The 18,820-nt window shown below is 62.8% G+C and carries 17 protein-coding genes and 1 riboswitch; of the genes, 5 read left to right on the top strand and 12 right to left on the bottom strand.

The window, feature by feature from the left end; genetic code table 11:
• Positions 1–221: 221 nt before the first annotated feature.
• Entirely contained in the window at positions 222–1,073 is an 852-nt protein-coding gene (locus HWY05_RS07980) for a tetrahydrofolate dehydrogenase/cyclohydrolase catalytic domain-containing protein (protein ID WP_176057987.1), read from the bottom strand.
• A 155-nt stretch (positions 1,074–1,228) separates the two neighbouring features.
• A riboswitch (ZMP/ZTP riboswitch) is annotated at positions 1,229–1,312 on the bottom strand.
• A gap of 398 nt (positions 1,313–1,710) precedes the next feature.
• On the opposite strand from HWY05_RS07980, the gene HWY05_RS07975 reads away from it, so the two are divergent.
• Positions 1,711–1,992, top strand: coding sequence for a hypothetical protein (locus HWY05_RS07975; RefSeq protein ID WP_035550990.1), 282 nt, complete (start codon positions 1,711–1,713; stop codon positions 1,990–1,992).
• On the top strand, positions 1,989–2,435 hold the full coding sequence (locus HWY05_RS07970) for a DUF2471 domain-containing protein (RefSeq protein WP_244146550.1): 447 nt from the start codon (positions 1,989–1,991) through the stop codon (positions 2,433–2,435). Before HWY05_RS07975 ends, HWY05_RS07970 begins: the two co-directional genes overlap by 4 nt.
• 431 nt (positions 2,436–2,866) lie before the next feature.
• Here the strand turns inward: HWY05_RS07970 and HWY05_RS07965 are convergent, their stop codons facing one another.
• The 6 genes from HWY05_RS07965 to HWY05_RS07940 all read right to left on the bottom strand — a co-directional run bounded on the left by HWY05_RS07965 (position 2,867) and on the right by HWY05_RS07940 (position 9,670).
• Positions 2,867–3,364 carry a transporter suffix domain-containing protein gene (locus HWY05_RS07965; RefSeq protein ID WP_035550997.1) on the bottom strand — a complete coding sequence of 166 codons (498 nt, stop codon included), beginning with the start codon at positions 3,362–3,364 and terminating at the stop codon, positions 2,867–2,869.
• 13 nt (positions 3,365–3,377) lie between these two features.
• A complete protein-coding gene (locus HWY05_RS07960) occupies positions 3,378–4,436 on the bottom strand; it encodes a DUF2955 domain-containing protein (protein ID WP_176057986.1) in 1,059 nt (352 codons plus the stop codon).
• Positions 4,426–5,559 (bottom strand): HlyD family secretion protein, encoded by a 1,134-nt coding sequence (locus HWY05_RS07955; RefSeq protein WP_176057985.1) that lies wholly within the window; start codon positions 5,557–5,559, stop codon positions 4,426–4,428. Before HWY05_RS07955 ends, HWY05_RS07960 begins: the two co-directional genes overlap by 11 nt.
• 6 nt (positions 5,560–5,565) lie before the next feature.
• Positions 5,566–7,104: a TolC family protein gene (locus tag HWY05_RS07950; RefSeq protein WP_176057984.1), complete on the bottom strand. Its 1,539-nt coding sequence runs from the start codon at positions 7,102–7,104 to the stop codon at positions 5,566–5,568.
• Positions 7,105–7,410: 306 nt separating this feature from the next.
• On the bottom strand, positions 7,411–8,871 hold the full coding sequence (locus HWY05_RS07945) for a patatin-like phospholipase family protein (RefSeq protein ID WP_176057983.1): 1,461 nt from the start codon (positions 8,869–8,871) through the stop codon (positions 7,411–7,413).
• 331 nt (positions 8,872–9,202) lie between these two features.
• Positions 9,203–9,670 (bottom strand): Lrp/AsnC family transcriptional regulator, encoded by a 468-nt coding sequence (locus HWY05_RS07940; protein WP_176058431.1) that lies wholly within the window; start codon positions 9,668–9,670, stop codon positions 9,203–9,205.
• 137 nt (positions 9,671–9,807) lie between these two features.
• Between HWY05_RS07940 and HWY05_RS07935 the strand changes: the two genes are divergently transcribed.
• Positions 9,808–10,374, top strand: coding sequence for a cysteine dioxygenase family protein (locus tag HWY05_RS07935; protein ID WP_244146549.1), 567 nt, complete (start codon positions 9,808–9,810; stop codon positions 10,372–10,374).
• 146 nt (positions 10,375–10,520) lie between these two features.
• Here the strand turns inward: HWY05_RS07935 and HWY05_RS07930 are convergent, their stop codons facing one another.
• From HWY05_RS07930 to HWY05_RS07915, 4 genes are all read right to left on the bottom strand, one after another.
• Positions 10,521–13,181, bottom strand: a complete 2,661-nt coding sequence (locus HWY05_RS07930; RefSeq protein WP_176057981.1) for a mechanosensitive ion channel family protein — start codon at positions 13,179–13,181, stop codon at positions 10,521–10,523.
• Positions 13,182–13,364: 183 nt separating this feature from the next.
• Entirely contained in the window at positions 13,365–14,012 is a 648-nt protein-coding gene (locus HWY05_RS07925) for an NAD(P)-dependent oxidoreductase (RefSeq protein WP_176057980.1), read from the bottom strand.
• Between the two features lie 132 nt (positions 14,013–14,144).
• Positions 14,145–14,624 (bottom strand): Rrf2 family transcriptional regulator, encoded by a 480-nt coding sequence (locus tag HWY05_RS07920; RefSeq protein WP_035551017.1) that lies wholly within the window; start codon positions 14,622–14,624, stop codon positions 14,145–14,147.
• 88 nt (positions 14,625–14,712) lie between these two features.
• Positions 14,713–15,192 (bottom strand): hypothetical protein, encoded by a 480-nt coding sequence (locus tag HWY05_RS07915; RefSeq protein ID WP_176057979.1) that lies wholly within the window; start codon positions 15,190–15,192, stop codon positions 14,713–14,715.
• A gap of 325 nt (positions 15,193–15,517) precedes the next feature.
• Between HWY05_RS07915 and HWY05_RS07910 the strand changes: the two genes are divergently transcribed.
• Together HWY05_RS07910 and HWY05_RS07905 are read left to right on the top strand one after the other, a co-directional pair.
• The gene (locus tag HWY05_RS07910; protein ID WP_035551022.1) at positions 15,518–16,099 is read left to right on the top strand and encodes a DJ-1/PfpI family protein; all 582 of its coding nucleotides are present in this window, start codon (positions 15,518–15,520) and stop codon (positions 16,097–16,099) included.
• 201 nt (positions 16,100–16,300) lie between these two features.
• The gene (locus HWY05_RS07905; protein WP_035551025.1) at positions 16,301–16,627 is read left to right on the top strand and encodes a hypothetical protein; all 327 of its coding nucleotides are present in this window, start codon (positions 16,301–16,303) and stop codon (positions 16,625–16,627) included.
• Between the two features lie 69 nt (positions 16,628–16,696).
• On the opposite strand, the gene HWY05_RS07900 is transcribed toward HWY05_RS07905, so the two are convergent.
• Positions 16,697–18,472 (bottom strand): sensor histidine kinase, encoded by a 1,776-nt coding sequence (locus HWY05_RS07900; RefSeq protein WP_035561879.1) that lies wholly within the window; start codon positions 18,470–18,472, stop codon positions 16,697–16,699.
• Between the last annotated feature and the right edge of the window lie 348 nt (positions 18,473–18,820).

The following is an 18,820-nucleotide window of genomic DNA, read 5'->3' as shown; positions in this document are numbered from 1 at the left end:
GCTGCCCGCGAAAATTCGGTGCATGCGCGCGAACTGGATAATCCGGATTTGCTTAGGCCGGTAGTGTACTTGTACCGCGCTGCTAACGTGAAGAGGCGTTGATCACAGCGTCAAAGCCATAGGAGAAGTTCGGCCAGCGCTCGTCAGGTAGTTGCCAGAGCTTGCGACGAACTTCCCTTGTCGACCCGCAGCGGCCCGTCAACGTTGTCGGCAGCGGACATTCATTGGATGGTTGACCACACACGTTCGGCGGCACCGAGGGTTTGGGCGATAAGCGTTGAAATCGTCATCGGCCCCACCCCTCCCGGAACCGGCGTCACCGCCGCGCATCGACCCATCAGACCATCGGGATGGATGTCACCTATGCCTCCGGTATGGTAACCAGCATCGATAACAATTGCTCCGTCGCTAATCCAGTCGCTACGAATGAAGTTCGGCTTTCCTACCGCGCCGACGATGAGTTGGGCACGTCGAATTTCCGCTTCAAGATTTGACGTCTTCGAATGGCATAGCGTGACCGTCGCGTTCGCATTCGATAGCATAAGCGCCATCGGTTTCCCGAGAATGGGACTGCGCCCTACGACCACGGCCCGCTTGCCAGATACATCGATCTTGTAATGAGCCAGCAAGCGCATGATTCCGGCGGGCGTTGCGGACCCGAATGCGGGTTCGCCTAACGCCATCAAGCCAAAGCCGTGGCTGGTGACGCCATCAACATCCTTGGAGAGGGATATTCTGTCGAAGCAGAGGCGTTCGTCCACATGTGCAGGCACCGGGTGCTGAAGCAGAATGCCATGCACCGCCGGGTTGGCATTGAGCCTGTTTATCGCGGAAAGCACGTCATCCGTCGTTGCGCTCGCAGGCAACTTAATCACGATCGAGTCCATACCGACTCTCCGGCATGCACTGCCCTTCATGCTGACGTAGGTCGCGGACGAAGGATCGTCTCCTACAAGGATCGTGGCCAGTATGGGTGTCTGCCCGCCATTTCTTGCCTTGAGGGCCGCAACGTGTTCGGACAATTCCCGCTCGTGCAACGCCGCTACTGCTTTACCATCGAGAAGTATGCTCATGCGCTTTCCCCTTGCGTGGCCAATCTGGAACCGGCAAGGCTCAAATACTGAACAGGGCAAAGCGCGTGTAATTGGGAGCGCGATTGATTAAGCGCAAGCCGCGTGGGCAGAGAATGGATTTGGGCAATCATCATGGGCAGTCTCAAAGAGATTAATCAAGATGCCCAGGCGAACGGCGTTCTACCGTCTACGCTTCCCGATGGTGATCCATCTATTGCTCGCCAGTCACGTAGAAGCGCTATCTTAGTCGGTTTTTTTGTGGCTACGCAAACCGGCACGCTACATACGTCTCTATGCCAGGAGCAGTTGCTTCCGGCGAGTCCGCCCAGACTTCGCCGACATTGGAAACGACTCATCGGCCCTGCTCGAGGCAGCGCTTGCACATCGCGGACGGGCTCTCCGGCATTTCCTCCATCGGTCATTCCTCACAAATAGTTCCTGACGGGAAAGTGTGCTGTCAGCGCGGCGTGCCCGACACCATGGGAAAAAGCGGCCGATGCCGGGGGTCGGCATCCGGAGAATCGCTACCCCGAGGCAGGAACAGTTTCCCCCTCTCTCTGATAGGTCCAACTTTCGACTTGCATCCCGGTCAAATACTGTATAAATTTACAGGTGTATGCCCATACAGGATCAGGCCATGACCTACCTTATACGCATCTTGAACGACGGTGATCGCGAAACGCTTGCCTGGTTGTGCAAGCATGTCGGGGACGTCCGCGTAGCGGCTGCTGCGCGAGATCTAGGCGGCAGCGGCAAGCCGTATCTGTCCGCGGTGTGCCGCTATCTCGGCGTGCGTCCACCGGCGCCGCGGCAGCACAGCCAACCCGTTGGAGATTGCACGGTCGGGGACAGTCATCTCGCCCAGATCCGCCTGTTGCTGGCGCAGCGAACTCAGGCGCCTTTGAAGCAGCGCCTTTGAAGCTGCCCGTTGACCCGAGCCCCAAGGAAGATACCTGCATGATCAACGCCACTGACCTCGATTCGGATGCCGGTCAAATCAACTCTGTCGCCCTCGAACGTGCGCTTCGAAGCGCCTCGCTAGACCTCCAGCAGATCATGGCAACGACCGCCGGTCGTCATATCGACAGCGGCCGGCGCCGTTACTCAAGTAGCGCGCAATCGCCGACCTGGCGCACGCTGCAGACGATCGATGAACTGGTCTTCGAAAATCGCGGCTTCGTGGCCAGGCACAATGAGACAGTCCGTTCGATGTTTCTACGATTCGGCGACAGTCGCCTGTCGGGCGCGGATCTGGACGAGCCCGTCGACTGGCGGCTTGATGATGACGACCTGCCCACGGTTTATCTGATCGTGCGAGCCATGGTGCAGGCCGAGACGGCGGATGCGGTGACTGCGGAGTAAGGCGTCGACGGCGGGTACGGGGGTGCTCGGCTGAATCGGCTGTTGAGGTCGAGGGTTCAGCCGGCGCACCGCCGGCCAAGCATTCCCCGCCACGCGGCGCTCACGCCGTACACCTCACCGGCAACGCCGTCGAATACTTGATCAGATCGAGCCCGTCAGAAACTCCTTTAAGATCAAATGAGTCGCCGCAAAATCCACCTGCGGGGCACCCAGGTGGCACCGCTGTTTAGACCTGGAGCCACCATCCAGCCGTCGGCAATCGGCCATTTGGCCGTGGCGCCAGGACCGTTGACAATCCAAAAGCGTCGCATTCTGATCGTGTCCCATGCTTACGCGGTAGGCGATTGACTTGCATCTTACGTTGCGTGCGGCCGATCGACGTCACGCAGCGGTCGGCCTGGCGTGACAAGCTATCTTCCTCTCCTGCCCACTTAAACCGTGCGAACGAAAAGTGCGTGAATCTTGTTCCAGAAGTCACCGCCGAGCACGAAGAAGCTGGCTACCAGCATAAGATCGCCGAGCGCCTGAACCTGCCAGATGTTCGGTCTTAGACCTGGCCAGATCGTGTCGATATAGGTTTCAAGCATTGCCGAAACGAGTGGCAGGCAGAACATCACCAGCCCGATCACGTGGCGGACAGGCCCGACAGTCCTGGTAGGCGCCAGACGTTTTGCCTGGCCCATCACGGTCGCCTTGAGCCGTTGAAAACCGGGCTTACCCATCACCGCGATACAGGTCACAAGCAGAACCTTGTTCGCGACGAAAATGGTGCCCGTCAGTGCGGCAATGGTTGTTCCGGGCGCGCCCAGAGAAGCGGCGATCGGCACGATCAGCCACAACGCGAAAGCGGACACGAAGATGCCTATCCCAAGTTTGAAACGCCATCCGCTCGCGGGCGGTACGTCGGCTTTGATGTCTAACGAAGTCATGATCCTTTCTCCTTTACGGCGACTTGAAAGCCCCAGATTGCCGCGGTATGCGGTGTGGTCGATCGAGAAGTTGCAGCACCAGGCAGGCATAAAGAGAGACGGCGATAAAAAGCCCCATGCGCACCGCGAACGCGGTATAGACGTCCTTGCCGAGGGCGCTGTCCTGCACCGACTGGCCAAGCAGAATGTTCAGGGTGACGAGGGTGTTCAGCCAGAAGCCTGGTGGGAATCGCGTTGGGCTGAGGGTGTAGAGCTTGCGCGCGAGCAGTAAGCCGAATAGCAGCATCCATAGAAAGAACATCCACAGATGCACAAACAGACTGAGCGCGCACCAGAACAGAATTGCCAGTGCGCCGCCGAGCAGGGTGGAGCCGAGCAGCTCGCGGGCAGCACCGCGAGCCGTAGTCGTGCAGCTCTGTCGGGCGAGACTGACGGCCGCCAGGATGATCGGCAGATAGCCGGCGGGATTGGTCAATGCCAACAGGAAGGTGGGCAGTACCACCAGGGCAGCGCGTAGTGCCAGCCGGCTCGTCTCGTTGTCCGCCAGGCGCGCGGCAACAGCGGGCGTTTGCGCAGGGGAGCATTCGGGAAACAGCCAATGACTTAAGGCATGCACCAGCACGGCAACGAGGAGTCCCTTGACCAGGGCGCCGATGACCAGCATGGCCAGCCCGTAATCAGCGGTGCCGGCCGACGAAATCATGGTGAGGCCAATGACAGCGAAGGTCGTGACCAGATTGTTGCCACCACGCAGGTCGAAGCGAAAGGCCAGGAAGAGACACAAGCCGACCAGCAGTACGCCGCAGAATGGAAAGTAGCGCAGCAAAGGGACGAGCAGCAGACCGCTGCCGGTGGTCAATGTCACCATCAGCGTCAGGCCCAGCGTGGCCTTGATCGACAGGGGCCGATTGAGCGTGGCACCAAGAAACACCGCGAGCACCGGCGCGATAAACGGAATCGGCAGATTCAGACCATAACTGATAGCGAGGCACAGCGCGATGCCGCTCGCCAGTCGCATCGAACGCTGGGTGCGGGGCTCGCGCCTATTGCGCGTAGCGGTGTCAGTAGACATAGGAGAGCCAGCTCATCAGGCGAAGGAACAGGCGGCCGGGCAGATTGAGCAGACTGCCTTGAATGGGAAACGCCATGACTTCGGCCTGGCCGCCAACCCGCACGCCTCTCATGGCGGCCAACTCGCCCGGCAAAAATTCGACGACCACCGGGAAGCGCTGGGTCGGGCGCAGCCAGTCGCGACTGTTCTGTACCGTCGGCAGGCTACCGGGCGGTGTGCTCGGGCCGACATTGACGCCGTAGCCCACGCTGCGCACACGCCCTTCGAATATCTCGCCCGGCAAGGCGTCCAGGGCAATGGCAACCGGTGTGCCTGGCTCCACATGGCCCAGGTTGTTCTCCGTCATTTCCGCACTAATCCACATATCGTGGATAGCGATGAGCGTCATGACCGGGCTACCGGCAGCGGCAAACTGGCCCGCATCGGTGCGCAGATCGGTGACCAGGCCTGACGAGCGCGCTCGCACCTGGGTGCTGGCCAGATCGAGTTCGGCCTTCTCCAGGCCGGTAGCGGCGCTACGGAACCTGGCGTTGTCGTCCTCGCTGCCGCCTTCCTGTTCGCGCGCGCGTTGCACCTCGGCTCGGGCTGCGGCGACCTGACTGACAGCCTGTTCGAGACTGGCGCGCGCCAGCTCCAGGCGCCGCTGCGAAATAGTGCCCTGATCTTCACGGTACAGGCGTTCGAGGCGTTCGCTATCCTGGCGTGCCCTGAGTTCGCCGGCTTGCGCCGCACGCAAAGAGGCCTGGGCGGAATCGATGCCGGCTGTGCTGGCGCCGATCTGTCGACGCACCGACTCGAGGTCGGCGCGGGCACGATCCACGGCGATCCTGTAGTGCTCCGGATCGACCTCGAAGAGGACGGCACCCGCTTTGACGTCCTGATTGTTTTTTACGTACACCCGGGTTACCCGCCCCGCTACTTCCGACGCTATCGGCACAACGAAGGCTTGTACCCGCGCCTGCTGGGTGTACGGCGTGAGCCGGTCGGCCAACAGGTACCAGACCAGGCTCAGGACGATCAACCCGACAACCCACCTGATTCCTTTTTTCGACGGGTCGGCAGCGGGCGCGGGTGCTGGCGCTGGCGGCGGACGGGCAGCGGCAGAGGGCGGCGTCTCACTCATCGGAACTTACCTCTTCACGGGAACGGTGGAGTCGGCAGTCGGTGGGACCGGCCCATCCATGAGCGCCCCCCAGTCGGTGCGCTTTTGCATCTGTTGGCGAGTGGCCGGGTCGATAAGCGGTTGTTCGCTGTACCAGCCGCCGCCCAGTGCCTTGTAGAGGGCAATCAGGTCGCTCACGGCGCTGCTGCGGTTGAGCAGATAGGCGTCCTGCTGGGCGGATAGCGCGCGCTGGGCGTCCAGCACCCGCTGAAAGTCCGAGTAGCCTTCCCGGTAGAGGGTGTTGGCTAGCGCCAGCGAGCGCTTCGCGGCCAGCGCAGCGTCGCGGAGGATAACCTCGCGCTCCAGTGCGTTCGTCAGGTCGGTCGCGGCATCGTCGGCCTCGCGTGCCGCTTCGCGCACATCGTCCTGATACGCGACGATCAGCTGTTGCAAGCGGGCGTCCTGGACGCGCACGTTGTTCTTGATGGCACCATGGTCGAACACGTTCCAGCGCAGACTCGGACCGCCGATCAGGTCTAGGCCGTTTGGCACGCCCGTCACCGAGCCAGCGGACCAGACGATGCTGCCCAGCAGGGTCACCGATGGATAGAGATCGGCTTCGGCGACGCCGACTTGCGCGGATTGAGCCGCAATCTGCTGTTCGGCGGCGCGGATGTCCGGACGGCGCTGCAGCAGGTTAGCAGGCACATCTTGCAGCACCGCGCGGTCTATAAGCGGAATGACGCCGTCCTTTCCCGCCGTATCCTGCAGTTCCGGCAGCGGACCGGGAGGACGGCCGACCAGAACAGCCAGGGCATTGCGGGCACGCATTATCTGGCTTTCAAAGTCGGGAATGCTGCTCAGCGTGCTCAAGTACTGCGTTTTGGCCTGCTGAAAATCGAGCTCGTCGCTCTCGCCGCTCCTGAACAGCCGTTCGGTGATCTCATAGCTGCGCTTTTGCAGTCGGGCGTTGTCGCGAGCGATGTGCAGGCGCGCCTCGGCGGTTCGCAGCGCGTAGTAACTCTGCGCCAGTTGCGCGTGCATCAGCACCAGCACATCTTCACGATTTGCGTTGGCGGCAAACCAGGCTGCGTCGGCCGATTCGATGGCGCGGCCGAAGCGCCCCCAGAAATCCAGTTCCCAACCGATGTCGAGCCCCGCGCTGTATTGCCAGAAGCGGCTCTGAGGATTCTGGTCGACCGACTGCCTGCGATCCCGGTATTGAGCGTCGGCGCTGGCCACCTGCACTTGCGGGTAACGTCCACTCTGGGCGATGCCCAGTTGGGCACGGGCCTCCATCACGCGCAGGCCGGCAATCTGCACGTCCGCGTTATGAGTATCCGCTTCAACGATCAGCTGTTCGAGCGACGGATCCGCGAATACCTGCCACCACTGCCGGGCGTCAGGTTGTGAGCGTACCTCGCTGGCCTGCTCGAGAGCCGGGGTGCTCCAGTGTTCGACCCAGGACTCGCGCTGCGTGTGGAAGTCCGGCCCGACGCGTGCACAGCCGTTGAGGCACAGTGCGCCGATCAGCAGTAACCGATCCGGACGAGTGAAGGGTGACATGGTTATCTCGCACAACCAGTTATGCTGACCGCAACACTGGCTGTGGTAGCCGCCACTGATCGCGATGAGTCATCGAACTTCAGAGCGCAACGTTTCGTGTTTTACACGGTGTACCCCTTTACTGCAAGACAGGTCCCCGGAGGAGCGAACTTTAATGTGCACTGCAGAACGCGACTCGACACAACAAGCACCCGCGCACGGCGATCGCTCAATTTCAAGTGCGCTGAAGCAACGTTCCTTGAATCGTCTAACGAGTGGGTGCTTTAGGCACACAGAGGTCAGCTTCGAGTCGAACGGGATTGGCGGCTACTTCGCTGCCCGCTCTACCGGGGTTGGGCTAACAGGCTCATTGGCAACCCGGGCTCCGGCATCTTTCAACATCTGCTGGAATTCCGGCGAATCGATGATGAGCCTTCCGGCTGCGGCACGAAGGCGGTCGACTGCCTCGTCTGGCAAATGAAATGACGTCGGCAGCTGATTGAGGTAGTCATATTCGGCCCTGTCCTTCAACGCCCCGAACGACACATCGATCACATACATATCGGCGTTGGGTGCGTGTGCGACATAGGTGGGCATGGGATCCTTGCTATTGGCGAACGCGGCCGAGTCGCGGAGTTCGCGTAAGGCTGTCCATCGGGCGTTAATGTCTTTGAGCAATTCCACCGATTCGCCGGAATAGCGGTCGATCGGTACCCCCGCCGCTTTGGTCAGAATATCCAGGCTTCCGGGCGGGTCCTCGGACGTGTTCCATTGATTGCTCGGAGAGGAAACCGAGTTCACAACGAAGATGATAAATCGCCGCACGTTATCAATCGGAGTGGGTTTGCCCGCTGCTCGCAACGCCTCAAACGTTTCGATGAAGTCCAGCACTCCGCGCAACCCCAGGTTATCGGAGACGCCGCCGTCCACAAGATGGAAATAGGGATCTTTTTCGGCGTCGCCGAACTCCCGTAATTCCTGCAAGCGCTTGAGGACCCTCCCGGCCGGCCGTGGCGGCTTGTAGGTGTCCGTAAATTGACGAACCCAGTCCGGTTCGTGGTAACCGCAAGTGCCGCCGTAGTTATTGATAGTGATTGGCGAAAGCACGACCGGCACGGCCGACGACGCAGCAGCGGCGCGTGACAACCTGAACGGCCCCAGTTCCGCGCACATGACGTCGAAGGTTTGCTGGAGAAAGACCAGTCGCGATCCGGTCGAAAGCTCCGTGGCACTGACGGCAATCGTCGGGCCGTTGGCGCGGTTGAGATCGTCGAAGGTGGCACCTTTGAACAGGATTTCGTCGTAAAGCTCCGCGGCAAGATCGGACCGCCCCCAGCCTTTCGACGACAACGCGGGCCAGTTCAACGGGTTGAGGATTCGGGACACCAGTTCGCGCTGCACGTTGCGCTTAAGGAAGCTGCTCTCGTATATGTCGAACAGTTTCTCGCCATACAGGCCGTAAGCCAATGCGGTAAAACTGCCGCCCGACACGCCGGTGATCACGTCGACTGAATCGAGCAGACGTGTTCTTTCGCCCGACTTACTGACTATTTCGGTGCGCCGCAGTGCTTCAAGCACGCCGTAAGAGAATGCCGCTGCGCGCGTGCCACCGCCTGAAAAGGCGAGAACGACCAGGTCTTGCGGGTCGCCCCGGTTACGTTCCAACTTCTGGAACTGCATTGCCTGACGTGACTCGTATTGAACCATTGGCGGGTTGACGGGGCGCGTTGCGCAGGCCCCTAGCAGCAACGAAGCGATCAGTGACAGAGCTATCCTGATGGAAGACATGTCTGTGTTCCGATGCGATTGCAAAAACGGGGGTTACGCAGGGGACGTGAGGTCCGGACCGCCGAGCCGCTGGCGAGGCGTTAACTGATGAGGCTTTGCTGTTTTCCTTTTGCCTGGCATGCCTTGACAGTGTATATGCAGGCCTACCGAAATACGCAACTTAAAGTCTTGTCGATGAGCGACCGGATTGGGCCCTGGATTCAACCGGTCGATTCCTGCCGCTGCCGTGCGCCAAGTTCGGCCAACGATGCGCGCATCACACTACGCTTCTGGATCGAGCGGGTCATGCGCGACGTGGAACGTCTGGCCGCTCAGGCCTGTCCGGCCTGTATTACGCCGGATACCTCACCGGCAGCGCCGTCGAATACTTGATCTGCTCCATCGCAAAACTCGAACTCACGTCATAAAGCGGCACGGCGGCAATAAGCAGCTTATAAACCCGGTCATAGTCGTCGATATCCGACACCACGACCCGCAGCAGATAATCGGTTTCCCCGCTCATCCGATAAACCTCCACCACCTCCGGTATCTGCTGCACCGCGCGCGTGAAGGTCCGCGCCCACTCCTCCGTGTGCTGATTCGTGCGCACCGCGACGAACACCGTCGTGCCCACCCCGAGCTTGCGCGCATCGCATAGCGCCACCTGCGCGCGAATCACGCCGGCCTCTTTCAGGCGCTGCAGCCGCTTCCAGCAAGGTGTTTGCGACAGATTCACGCGCTGCGCCAGCTCGGCGATCGGCATCGTCGCATCCTCCTGCAACAGCTCCAACAGCTTCCGGTCGATGATATCCATTCCCATCATGACACCCCCATAGGAAATTATTCTACTTTTGAGACTCCGAGGGGAATTATATGGAAACTCTTTCTCCGAGCAAACGGGTATAAATGTCGCTATCGAAAATAACTCCCAGACAGCCGCCCGGCTGCGCAACGATCATGAGCCAAGCCCTTCGTACCGCCCCCCTCGCCCGTCTGTGCGATGCGCTCGACGCGATCTTCGAGGCCTGCGCGACATTCCCCGAGCCGTCGGATTCCACGTTCTTCGCGCGCAGCATGCGCATCGCGCTCGCTGATGCCGCCGCCCACCCAGACTTGCTGAGCTCGGCGCAACGCGAAGGCGCGGCGGAAAACTACCGCCGTCATCTGCTGGCCGCCGATCCGCACGGCCGCTATGCGATCGCCGCGCTGGTGTGGCTACCGCAACAGGCGAGCCCCGTCCACGCGCACCACACGTGGTGCGGCTATGCGGTGCTGGACGGCACGCTGAGCGAAACGGTATTTGAATGGAACGGCGAACAGCATTGCGCCAGCGCGACGCGTACGCAAGCGCGCAAGCAAGGCGCGGTGTCGTTCGTGCGCGGCGGCCGCGGCGGGATTCATCAGTTGGGCAATCGCAGCGATGCGGCGGCCGTTTCGCTGCATGTGTACGGCGTCGCGGGCGCGCAGATTTCAACGCACGTTAATGACATCGTCCGCACGGCCGATGCACCGGCGCTGATCTGATAATCGATCGTTAAACGTACGTGCTGACCTGACCTCGCTGCAGCGGGACACTTTCACTGCGGCACAAGACAGCAACGCGTCAGCCGGTCGAACACGTCACCGGCCGGCGTATCAACCGCCGTCGGCCCAATCCGCGGCAACGTCTCTCAACTCTTCCCGCCCGCTTCGCCGGCCGTAGGAATCTGCGGCGGGATCGGCGCGGTCTGTCCGGTCGGCGGCGGTGCCGGACGCGGTTCGTGCGACACGTCGCGCGCCACCGCCAACGGCGCATGCACACCTCGCGCCGCCGAACCTGAAGCCGACCCTGAGCCCGTCTCCGCATGCGCATGCCCATGCGGCACGAATCCGGACATCTCATCGTCCTGCAAAGGCTGCCCTTCGCTATCCTTCGACGACGTGTACACGCGCATCTGCGGCACCGGAATCTCAATACCGGCTTCGTCCATCTTGCGTTTGAGCCGCAGATTGAACGCGCGCGCCACACTCCATTGCTGCAGCGGCCGCGTCTTGATCTGCCCTTTCACGACCATCCAGTTCGGATCGAAACGGTCGAGTCCCCACACCTCGATCGGCCCGAGCATCTCGCGCCGGTAACGGAAATCGGCCATCAGATCGGCGCCGACTTCGCGAATCAACTGCGTGATCTGATCGACGTCGGTGGAGAACGACATACGCACCTCGAACACCGCGTACGCGAAATCGCGCGACAGGTTCTTGACGATCTTGATCTGCGAGAACGGAATCGCGTGGATCGCGCCCTGCCCGTCGCGCAGGCGCACGGTCCGGATCGACAGATGCTCGACCGTGCCCGCGTGACCGCCGTCCACGTCGATCCAGTCGCCGACCGAAATCGTATCTTCGATAATGATGAACAGCCCCGTGATCAGGTCGGTCACGAGCGACTGCGCGCCGAAGCCGATCGCGAGACCGATCACCCCGGCGCCGGCCAGCAGCGGCGTGACGTTGATCCCGAGGTTGGCCGCCGTGACGATGCCGGCGACCGTCATGATCGACACCAGCAGCACGTTGCGCACGAGCGGCAGCATCGTGCGAGCCCGCATGCTCGGACCGCGTCCTTTGTTGCGCGAGCCGCCGGGACTGAGCGCCTCGGTGATCGCGGTGTCCACCAGAATCCACAGCAGCCACGCGATGAACACCGTGGCGATGATCGCCGTCACCGCATGCGCGATACCGCGCGCGGCGACGTTTTCCTCGATCACTTCCGCGAGCGACACACCCCACAAACGGGCCGCGAGTTCAAAGAAAAATAGCCAGATGAAGAGCGTCAGCAGCGTGCCGCAAAACCGCAGCAAGCGCGTCAGATACGGCGAGCGGCGACGGGAGCGCGCGCTGCGCGGACGCGTCATGCGTAACACAACGGCCGACAGGAAAAACGCCAGCACCAGCAGCAGCGCGGTCACCACCGAAATCTGCAGCACGTTCTCGCTGGACCCCGAGCCGCCGAGCGTGGCGACTATCGACGCCGTGGACAACACCAGCACCGGCACATGCCAGAGCGCGGCGAGTACATCGAACGCATCGGTCGCGGCCTTGTGGTCGTTGCGTTGCTCGTAAGGCCGGTTGCGGATCAGATGCGCAATCGGCCGACGGAACGCCAGCGCGAAATAGCCGGTGAGAATCGCGGCCGTCATATTGGCCGCCGTCGAAATCAACGCGGCGAGATTCGAACCGAGCTGATGCGCGACGTCGTAATTGACGGCCGCATCGCCGAGCGCCCCGCACACGCCGACCAGGAACAGCACGCGCCGCGCGTGATCGATCAGCAGGCGCACCGCCACCCGCCGATGCCCCGAGCCGAACAGCGAGAACATGATCAGGCAGATCGCCGAAAACACCGCACCCGCGACGATCGCATACGCGACCACCATGCCGAGCGTTCGGCCGAGCGCATCGGGCATCGCGCGGACAAACAGCAGCGCGGCGACAAACGCGACGATCCACGGCCCGACACGGCGCAGCGCGAAGATCAGCAGCTCGCCCGTGGTGGGATTCGGGTTGAGCCCCATGAGAATGCCGAAACGCCGGTACAGCCGGTGCTGCACATAGACCAGCGCGCCGGCACAGGCGCCCCAGCCGGCCAGCATCGCGAGCATCGAGAACAGAATGCGGCCGAAGCTTTCCTGGCCCTGGCCCGAAACGATCGTGTACAGCTCGTTGCCGGCCGCGTTAAAGCGACCGCCCCAATAGCGCACCGGCGTGCGGCCCTGATGCACGTCGGATTCGAACGACGCGATCCCCGACGCGATCGCGCCGAGCAAGCCGGGACTCGGCTGAACCGGCGCAGGCGGCGCGACGTTCTGCGAGACGGCGCGCAGCTTCTTGAGCTGGGTGACGAGCGCGGTGCGCTGGCGGTCGTTGTCGAGCGTGGCGATCACGCTGTCGAGCGAACGCGTCAGTTCCGCCTGGCTTGCGGCGGTCGGCGCGGAAGCGGCATCCGCCGCCGAAGCGCCCGAAGCCGCAGCGGGCGGGTTCGCCGTCGCGCTGTTGATCAGGCTCTGCAACGCGGGAATGACCGGCGTGCTGGAGACGGCGCCGGCGGCCCAGGCGTTGGCGGGCAGCGATCCGGCGCACAGGATCAGCGCGGCGCACAACGCAGTTGCGCATGAGCCAAACCACATGCCGAAGCACGCGCCAAACCACGCCGCAAAGCGCGCGCGGACGCTACGGTCGCGGCGACTGCCGGGTCCGTCACGAAGCGCAGAAGAATGAAAGACGGCGTGAATCGCCGGCTGCCCGCCGTTGGACGGCGCAGCCTCGGATTCACGCCGCGATGGGCATGACTGCATGGCAATCCGTAAGAAAACGGGAGACGCCAGTGTAGCCGCAGTTTTATCGGGCGCGACCGAACATGCGTAACCGAATGTTAGGACGCTTGCGCGCCGACGCCTTCACAGGCGCACCGCGCGCGGTCCCGTCCTAGGCTGGAAAGCCAGTTCTGTCCGCCGTCAAACTCAAAAAGCTCGATAAGCTCAATACGCCACGGTCGCAATCTGATGAACGAAACGGCCCTGCTCCAATTCGTCGACGAAGGCGACTGCGTAGTCTTCCGCCGAAATGCGGCTATTGCCTTCCGCATCGGCCAGCAGCGTGTTCGTGCCCGTGCGGAACGCGCCCGTGCGCTCGCCCGGTGCGATCAGCGCGGCCGGCGCGAAGAACGTCCAGTCGAGATCGGTGACGCCGCGGTAGTACGTCAGCACGTCGCGATGCGCGAGCGCGACCGCTTTGTACGCGTCCGGGAAACCTTCCGTGTCGACCAGTTGTTTGCCCGGCGCGACTTCGAGCGAACCCGCGCCGCCCACCGCCACGAGGCGCTTCAGGCCCGCCGCGCGCATGCCGTCCACCAGGGCCCGGGTCGCCGTGCTCACCACCGCGGCCTCGCCGTGCGGCGGCGAATACGCGCTCGCCACCACGTCATGCCCCCGCACCGCGGCGCCGACGCTCGCCGCGTCGAGCACATCCGCCTGCACCGCGGTCAGATTCGCAACGTCGGTCGGGACACGCGCCGGATTGCGCACCAGCGCCGTCACCTGATACCCGCGACGGGCCGCTTCCGCGGCGATTCGCGAACCGATCATGCCGGTGGCGCCAAACAACGCGATCTTCAATTGCTTGCTCATTTCGATGCTCCTGTTATGGGCTTATATGTAACCACGTTGATTACATATAACGCGAAAAAAAGAGGGGCCCAGGCCCCCGTTGGTCGTCAGGCGCGTGCGTCTTGTCGACAGCCCATGCGCCCGCCCTTTCTGCTACTTCTTCGCGACGTCGCCGCCAGCGTGATGCGCGCGCCGCTTGCGTTCCTGCTGCCGCTCGGCCCGCACTACGTCGGCCGTGGCGTCGGCCAGCGTCCGTGCGCCGAGCGATGCCTCCATGGCGAGTTGCGCGTCATCGATGATGCCACGCAGCACACCTTGAATATGACGCCCGACCATGCACGCCGGATTCGGCTCCTCGCGATGCAATGCGAATAATTGCGCGTCGTCCACCGCGCGATACACCTCGAGCAAACTGATCTGCTCCGGCGACCGCGCGAGTAGCGCGCCGCCGCCCGCGCCGAGCTGCGAGGTGGTGAGACCCGCCTCGGCCAGCATGGACAACAGCCGCCGGATCAATGCGGGATTCGTGTTGACGCTGCCCGCGATCATGTCCGACGAGAGCGGCACGCCCTCCTGCAACGACAGCAGCGCGAGCACGTGTACCGCAAATGCAAACCGGCTACTCGTATTCACAGCAAACCTGCCCGGCGACGACAATGTGTAACCATGGTAATTACATTTAATCCGACTGTCAAACGGGCGCCCCGGTTAAGCGGGTCCGTCACTTGTCCATCTGCTTTTGCGCGTCGCTCGAATCGCCCGAGGACGATCCCGAAGCCGACGCATTCGCCGCCGATGCCGAGCTTTGCGCCGACCATTCCTGCAGCTTGCGCCCGGCGGTTTCGAGGCCCTGGCCAGTCAGCGAAGCGGCCTTGCCGAGTTGCGCGTTGGCCGAATTCGCCGCGTTCTGCAGATTCGCTTGCGCGGTCGACGCCAACGCGTCGGGGTCGATCTTGATCGTCGGCGCGGAGGCCGCCGAGTCGAGGTTCTGCTGGGCGGCGTCTTTGGTCGCGTCGACCTGCTGGCCGACGTAGCTGGCTGCCTGATCGAGCTTCTGACTCGCGACCTGCGCGGCGTTATTGAGCGTGCCGGCGACCTGTCCCGCCGACGCGTCATTCTTCTGACAGGCAGCCAGCCCGCCGAATACGACGAGGACGACCGCGACACGGCGCAGCAAAGGTGAATGGAGCAATGAAATCATGGTTCAGTGTGAGCCGCGTCGAGCGGCTTCCGCTTGCGAAAACGCGCCAATGATACGCCGTCGCGTTGCATATCGGCCTTAGCCGGCATTCGAACGGCCAGGCACGCGACGTCAGTCCCACCTTCAGCGTGCGTTTGCGACAATGCGTATTGAGTCATACCGCACCCATCCGCACCAGGCCCGCACTACGCGGCCCCACCTCGCGCCACCTTCATCGCTCACGTCAATTGCAGGCTCCGTCGCGGTTCTGTCAAACGCGTTGGAGTAGACTCCCGAAGCGTATTTCCGCGTTCGATGTGTAGCGTTGATCAATTGGAGGCATGCAATGGCAGCAAAGAAGATCCTGTTCCTGACTGGCGACTTCGCCGAGGATTACGAAACGATGGTGCCGTTCCAGGCACTGCAGGCAGTCGGCCATATCGTCGACGCCGTGTGCCCGAACAAGAAGGCGGGCGATCGCATCAAGACGGCGATCCACGATTTCGAAGGCGACCAGACCTACACCGAGAAGCCGGGCCATCTGTTCGCGCTCAACGCTTCGTTCGACGACGCCGATCCGCGTCAGTACGATGCGCTGGCCATTGCCGGCGGCCGCGCGCCGGAGTATCTGCGGCTCAATCCGAAGGTCATCGAACTGGTGCGGCAATTCGCCGAAGCCGGCAAGCCGATTGCGGCAATTTGTCACGCAGCGCAACTGCTGGCCGCCGCCGACGTGATTCGCGGCAAGCGCATCTCGGCCTACCCGGCCTGCGCCCCCGAAGTGAAAATGGCCGGCGGCGAATACGCCGACATTCCGGTCGACGCGGCAATCACCGACGCCAACTTCGTCACCGCGCCCGCATGGCCCGCGCATCCGGAATGGCTGCGTCAATTCCTCGTGTTGCTCGGCACCCGGATCGAACTCTGATCCGTCCTGAGCGCGGCGCTGAGCTTTAACGTTAGCGTCAACACGTCGACACGTCGACACTTCAGCGCCGATCCAGCGGCGAGCGCGTTGCCCGATGCGGCAATTCGCGCTCGCCGCCACCCATCCCAAATTGAGACTCGTCCGATAGTGTTCAACGGAGGGCCTTCCTATAGTCGCCGATCGACTTGGGAGGGTCTTGCGATGGAACTGACCGATTGGATCGTCATCCTCGCCGTCACGTTGATGGCGATTATTTTCTTCTGCGCACGCACGCCGGCCGACTGGTCGTGCGAGAACCGCGCGCGGCGTCTGGCCGGCACGCGTCTGCTGGCGCAGGCTGCCTGCTCGCTGTGGGGAGCGCTGCTGATTATCGAGCGCAGCCTGGTCACACTGGAAGGCCTGGGCGGCCACCATCTCGAACCACTCGAAGCCCTGGCGGGCGTCGTCATTCTGCTGGCGTTCGGTTGCTACTGGTCGATCCGCGGCCGCCGCCTGCTCAAACCCCGGCGACTTTTCACGGCGTGCTGACGCTCACGCCCAATCCCGTTCTATCCGCCGTCGGCCTGCCCCATCTTGCATGGGCGAGCCCTTGCCGCATCAGCCCGCGCTGACGCCCGGCTTCGCATCCACGACAGGGTTTGCCGCGCTACCGTTCACGATCAGGTTCGGGCGGTCACGTCCCTCGAAATCCAGCGGCCGATCGCGCAAGCCGCGAATCGGTTGAACTCCAGGCGCGGCCGCGGCCGCAGCCGGCGCAACGCGCGACTCGGCAGCCAGTTGCGCCGACCTCGCCTCGGCTTCGGGCAGCGACAGATAAAACGTCGTGCCCACGCCCTCTTTCGATTCCGCCCACACGCGTCCGCCGTGACGCTCCACCACGCGGCGCACGAGCGCCAGACCGATGCCCTCGCCGGCCACCGTATTGCCGTGCAGCCGCTGAAACGCATTGAATAGCCGCGGCAACGCGACCGCCGGAATCCCCAATCCGTTGTCCCGCACGTAGAAGATTCGTAGCGAGTGGACGCCCGGCGGTGCTGCCGTCGTGCCGATCTCGATCCGGCCTTCGCGCGCCGGGTCCAGATAATTCACCGCATTGCCGATCAGGTTCGCGAACACCTGCTCGAGCGCGGTCGGGTCTCCCCACACCGCGGGCAATTCATGCACGCTGACATGCGCATGCCGCGCCCGGATCGAGCCTTGCATGGCGTCGATCACGCGCGGCACGATATCGCGCACCTCGACCTTCTGCTGCCGGTACTCGACACGGCCGACGCGCGACAGCCGCAACAGCGCGTCGATAATGTGCGACGCGCGCAGCACGGCCGTCTGCAGATAGTGCAACGCTTCGCCGATGTCCTCGTCGACCACCCGCTCGATACGCTGCCGCGCCTCCGCGCCGAGCGACGACTCGCGCACCGCCGCGCGCAGTTCGTCGCACGCGCGGATCAGCTCTTTCGAGAAGCCCTGCAGATTCACCAGCGGCGCGCGCAGATCGTGCGAGACGCTGTAGATGAACATTTCGTTTTCCTGAGTCTGTTGCCGCAAGGTCTCGTTGATTCGCGCGAGTTCGCCGGCGCGGCGCGCGAGATCAGCCTGAAAACGCACCTGGATACGCTCGGCTTCGAGCAGGCGCCGGCTGGTCTCGTGCAAGGTCAGATCGAGCCGGGCGATTTCGTCGCGGCCGGGGCCGATCGGCGCCAGCGGCTCATTGCCGGCCAACCGCCCGGCGTTGTCGGACAGCACGGCAAGCCGGCCGCGCACGCCGCGCGTAAATAGCCAGACGGCCAGCGCGACGAACAGCAACGAGCCGAGCACCGCCGCGACCACGAGAATCTGCTGACGTTCGCGCGCGGATTCCGCGGCGTTCGAGCGAAGCGCGTCGATGCGTCGTTCTTCAGACTGGAATGCCGCCACCTGCTGCCGGAAGCGATCGAGCACGTCGGCCGGCGCGAGGTCGCGGAAACGATCGAGCACATCGCGACGTCGCCCGGAATGCAGCATGTCCTGCACGCGGTCCGACCATTGCCGATACGCCTGCGCCGCCTGGCGGACCTGCACGACCCGCTCGACCTGCGCCGGGTTATCGGCGACCAGCTCGGCCAGTTGATCGATACGGCGGTCGACGTCCATCCACACCATGACCGGCGTGACGAAATGAGTGTCGTTGGCGAGTACCGCGCCGCGCAGCGCCACGGATTCGCCCAGCACCGGATCGAGAATCGCGGTGGTCTGGCGCAGCACTTCTTCGCTATGGATCGCCCAGCGCTCCGCTTGCGCCGCGTCCGACTGCGCCTTGACCAGCCCGGACAGAAGCGCCAGTTCGAAGAGGGCCGGAATTGCGATCAGCAACAGGCCTTTGGTGGTGAGTCTCATGCGTGCGCGGTAGAAGTCGGTAGCCGGCAGATCGTGCTCGGGACGGCACATTATGTCGGCGTTTGCACAGGAAACAAAGCGGCCACGCCATCGACCAGGCTTGAGCCGCCAGGCGACGTCAGCGCGCGCAGCGAATGCGCATAAATCGTGGGGTTATTGAAGGCAAAGTAAGCAATTTAGAAGGTCACGCACGACTTTGAACCATCACGCCCTGTCGTGAACTTGAACGCACTTAAATCGTGCTTATTGCGTGGTTCGAGGTGCATGTGGTCCGACCACATGATTAACCGGATCACAGCATTTCGCCCATTCCGGTGCGACATTGCACCGCCAATGCGTTTGTCACGC

The organism is Paraburkholderia sp. BCC1876 (assembly GCF_902833695.1).
GTDB lineage: Bacteria > Pseudomonadota > Gammaproteobacteria > Burkholderiales > Burkholderiaceae > Paraburkholderia.
Note: the sequence above shows the minus strand (reverse complement) of the source record. Positions and strands in the feature narration are given on the sequence as shown.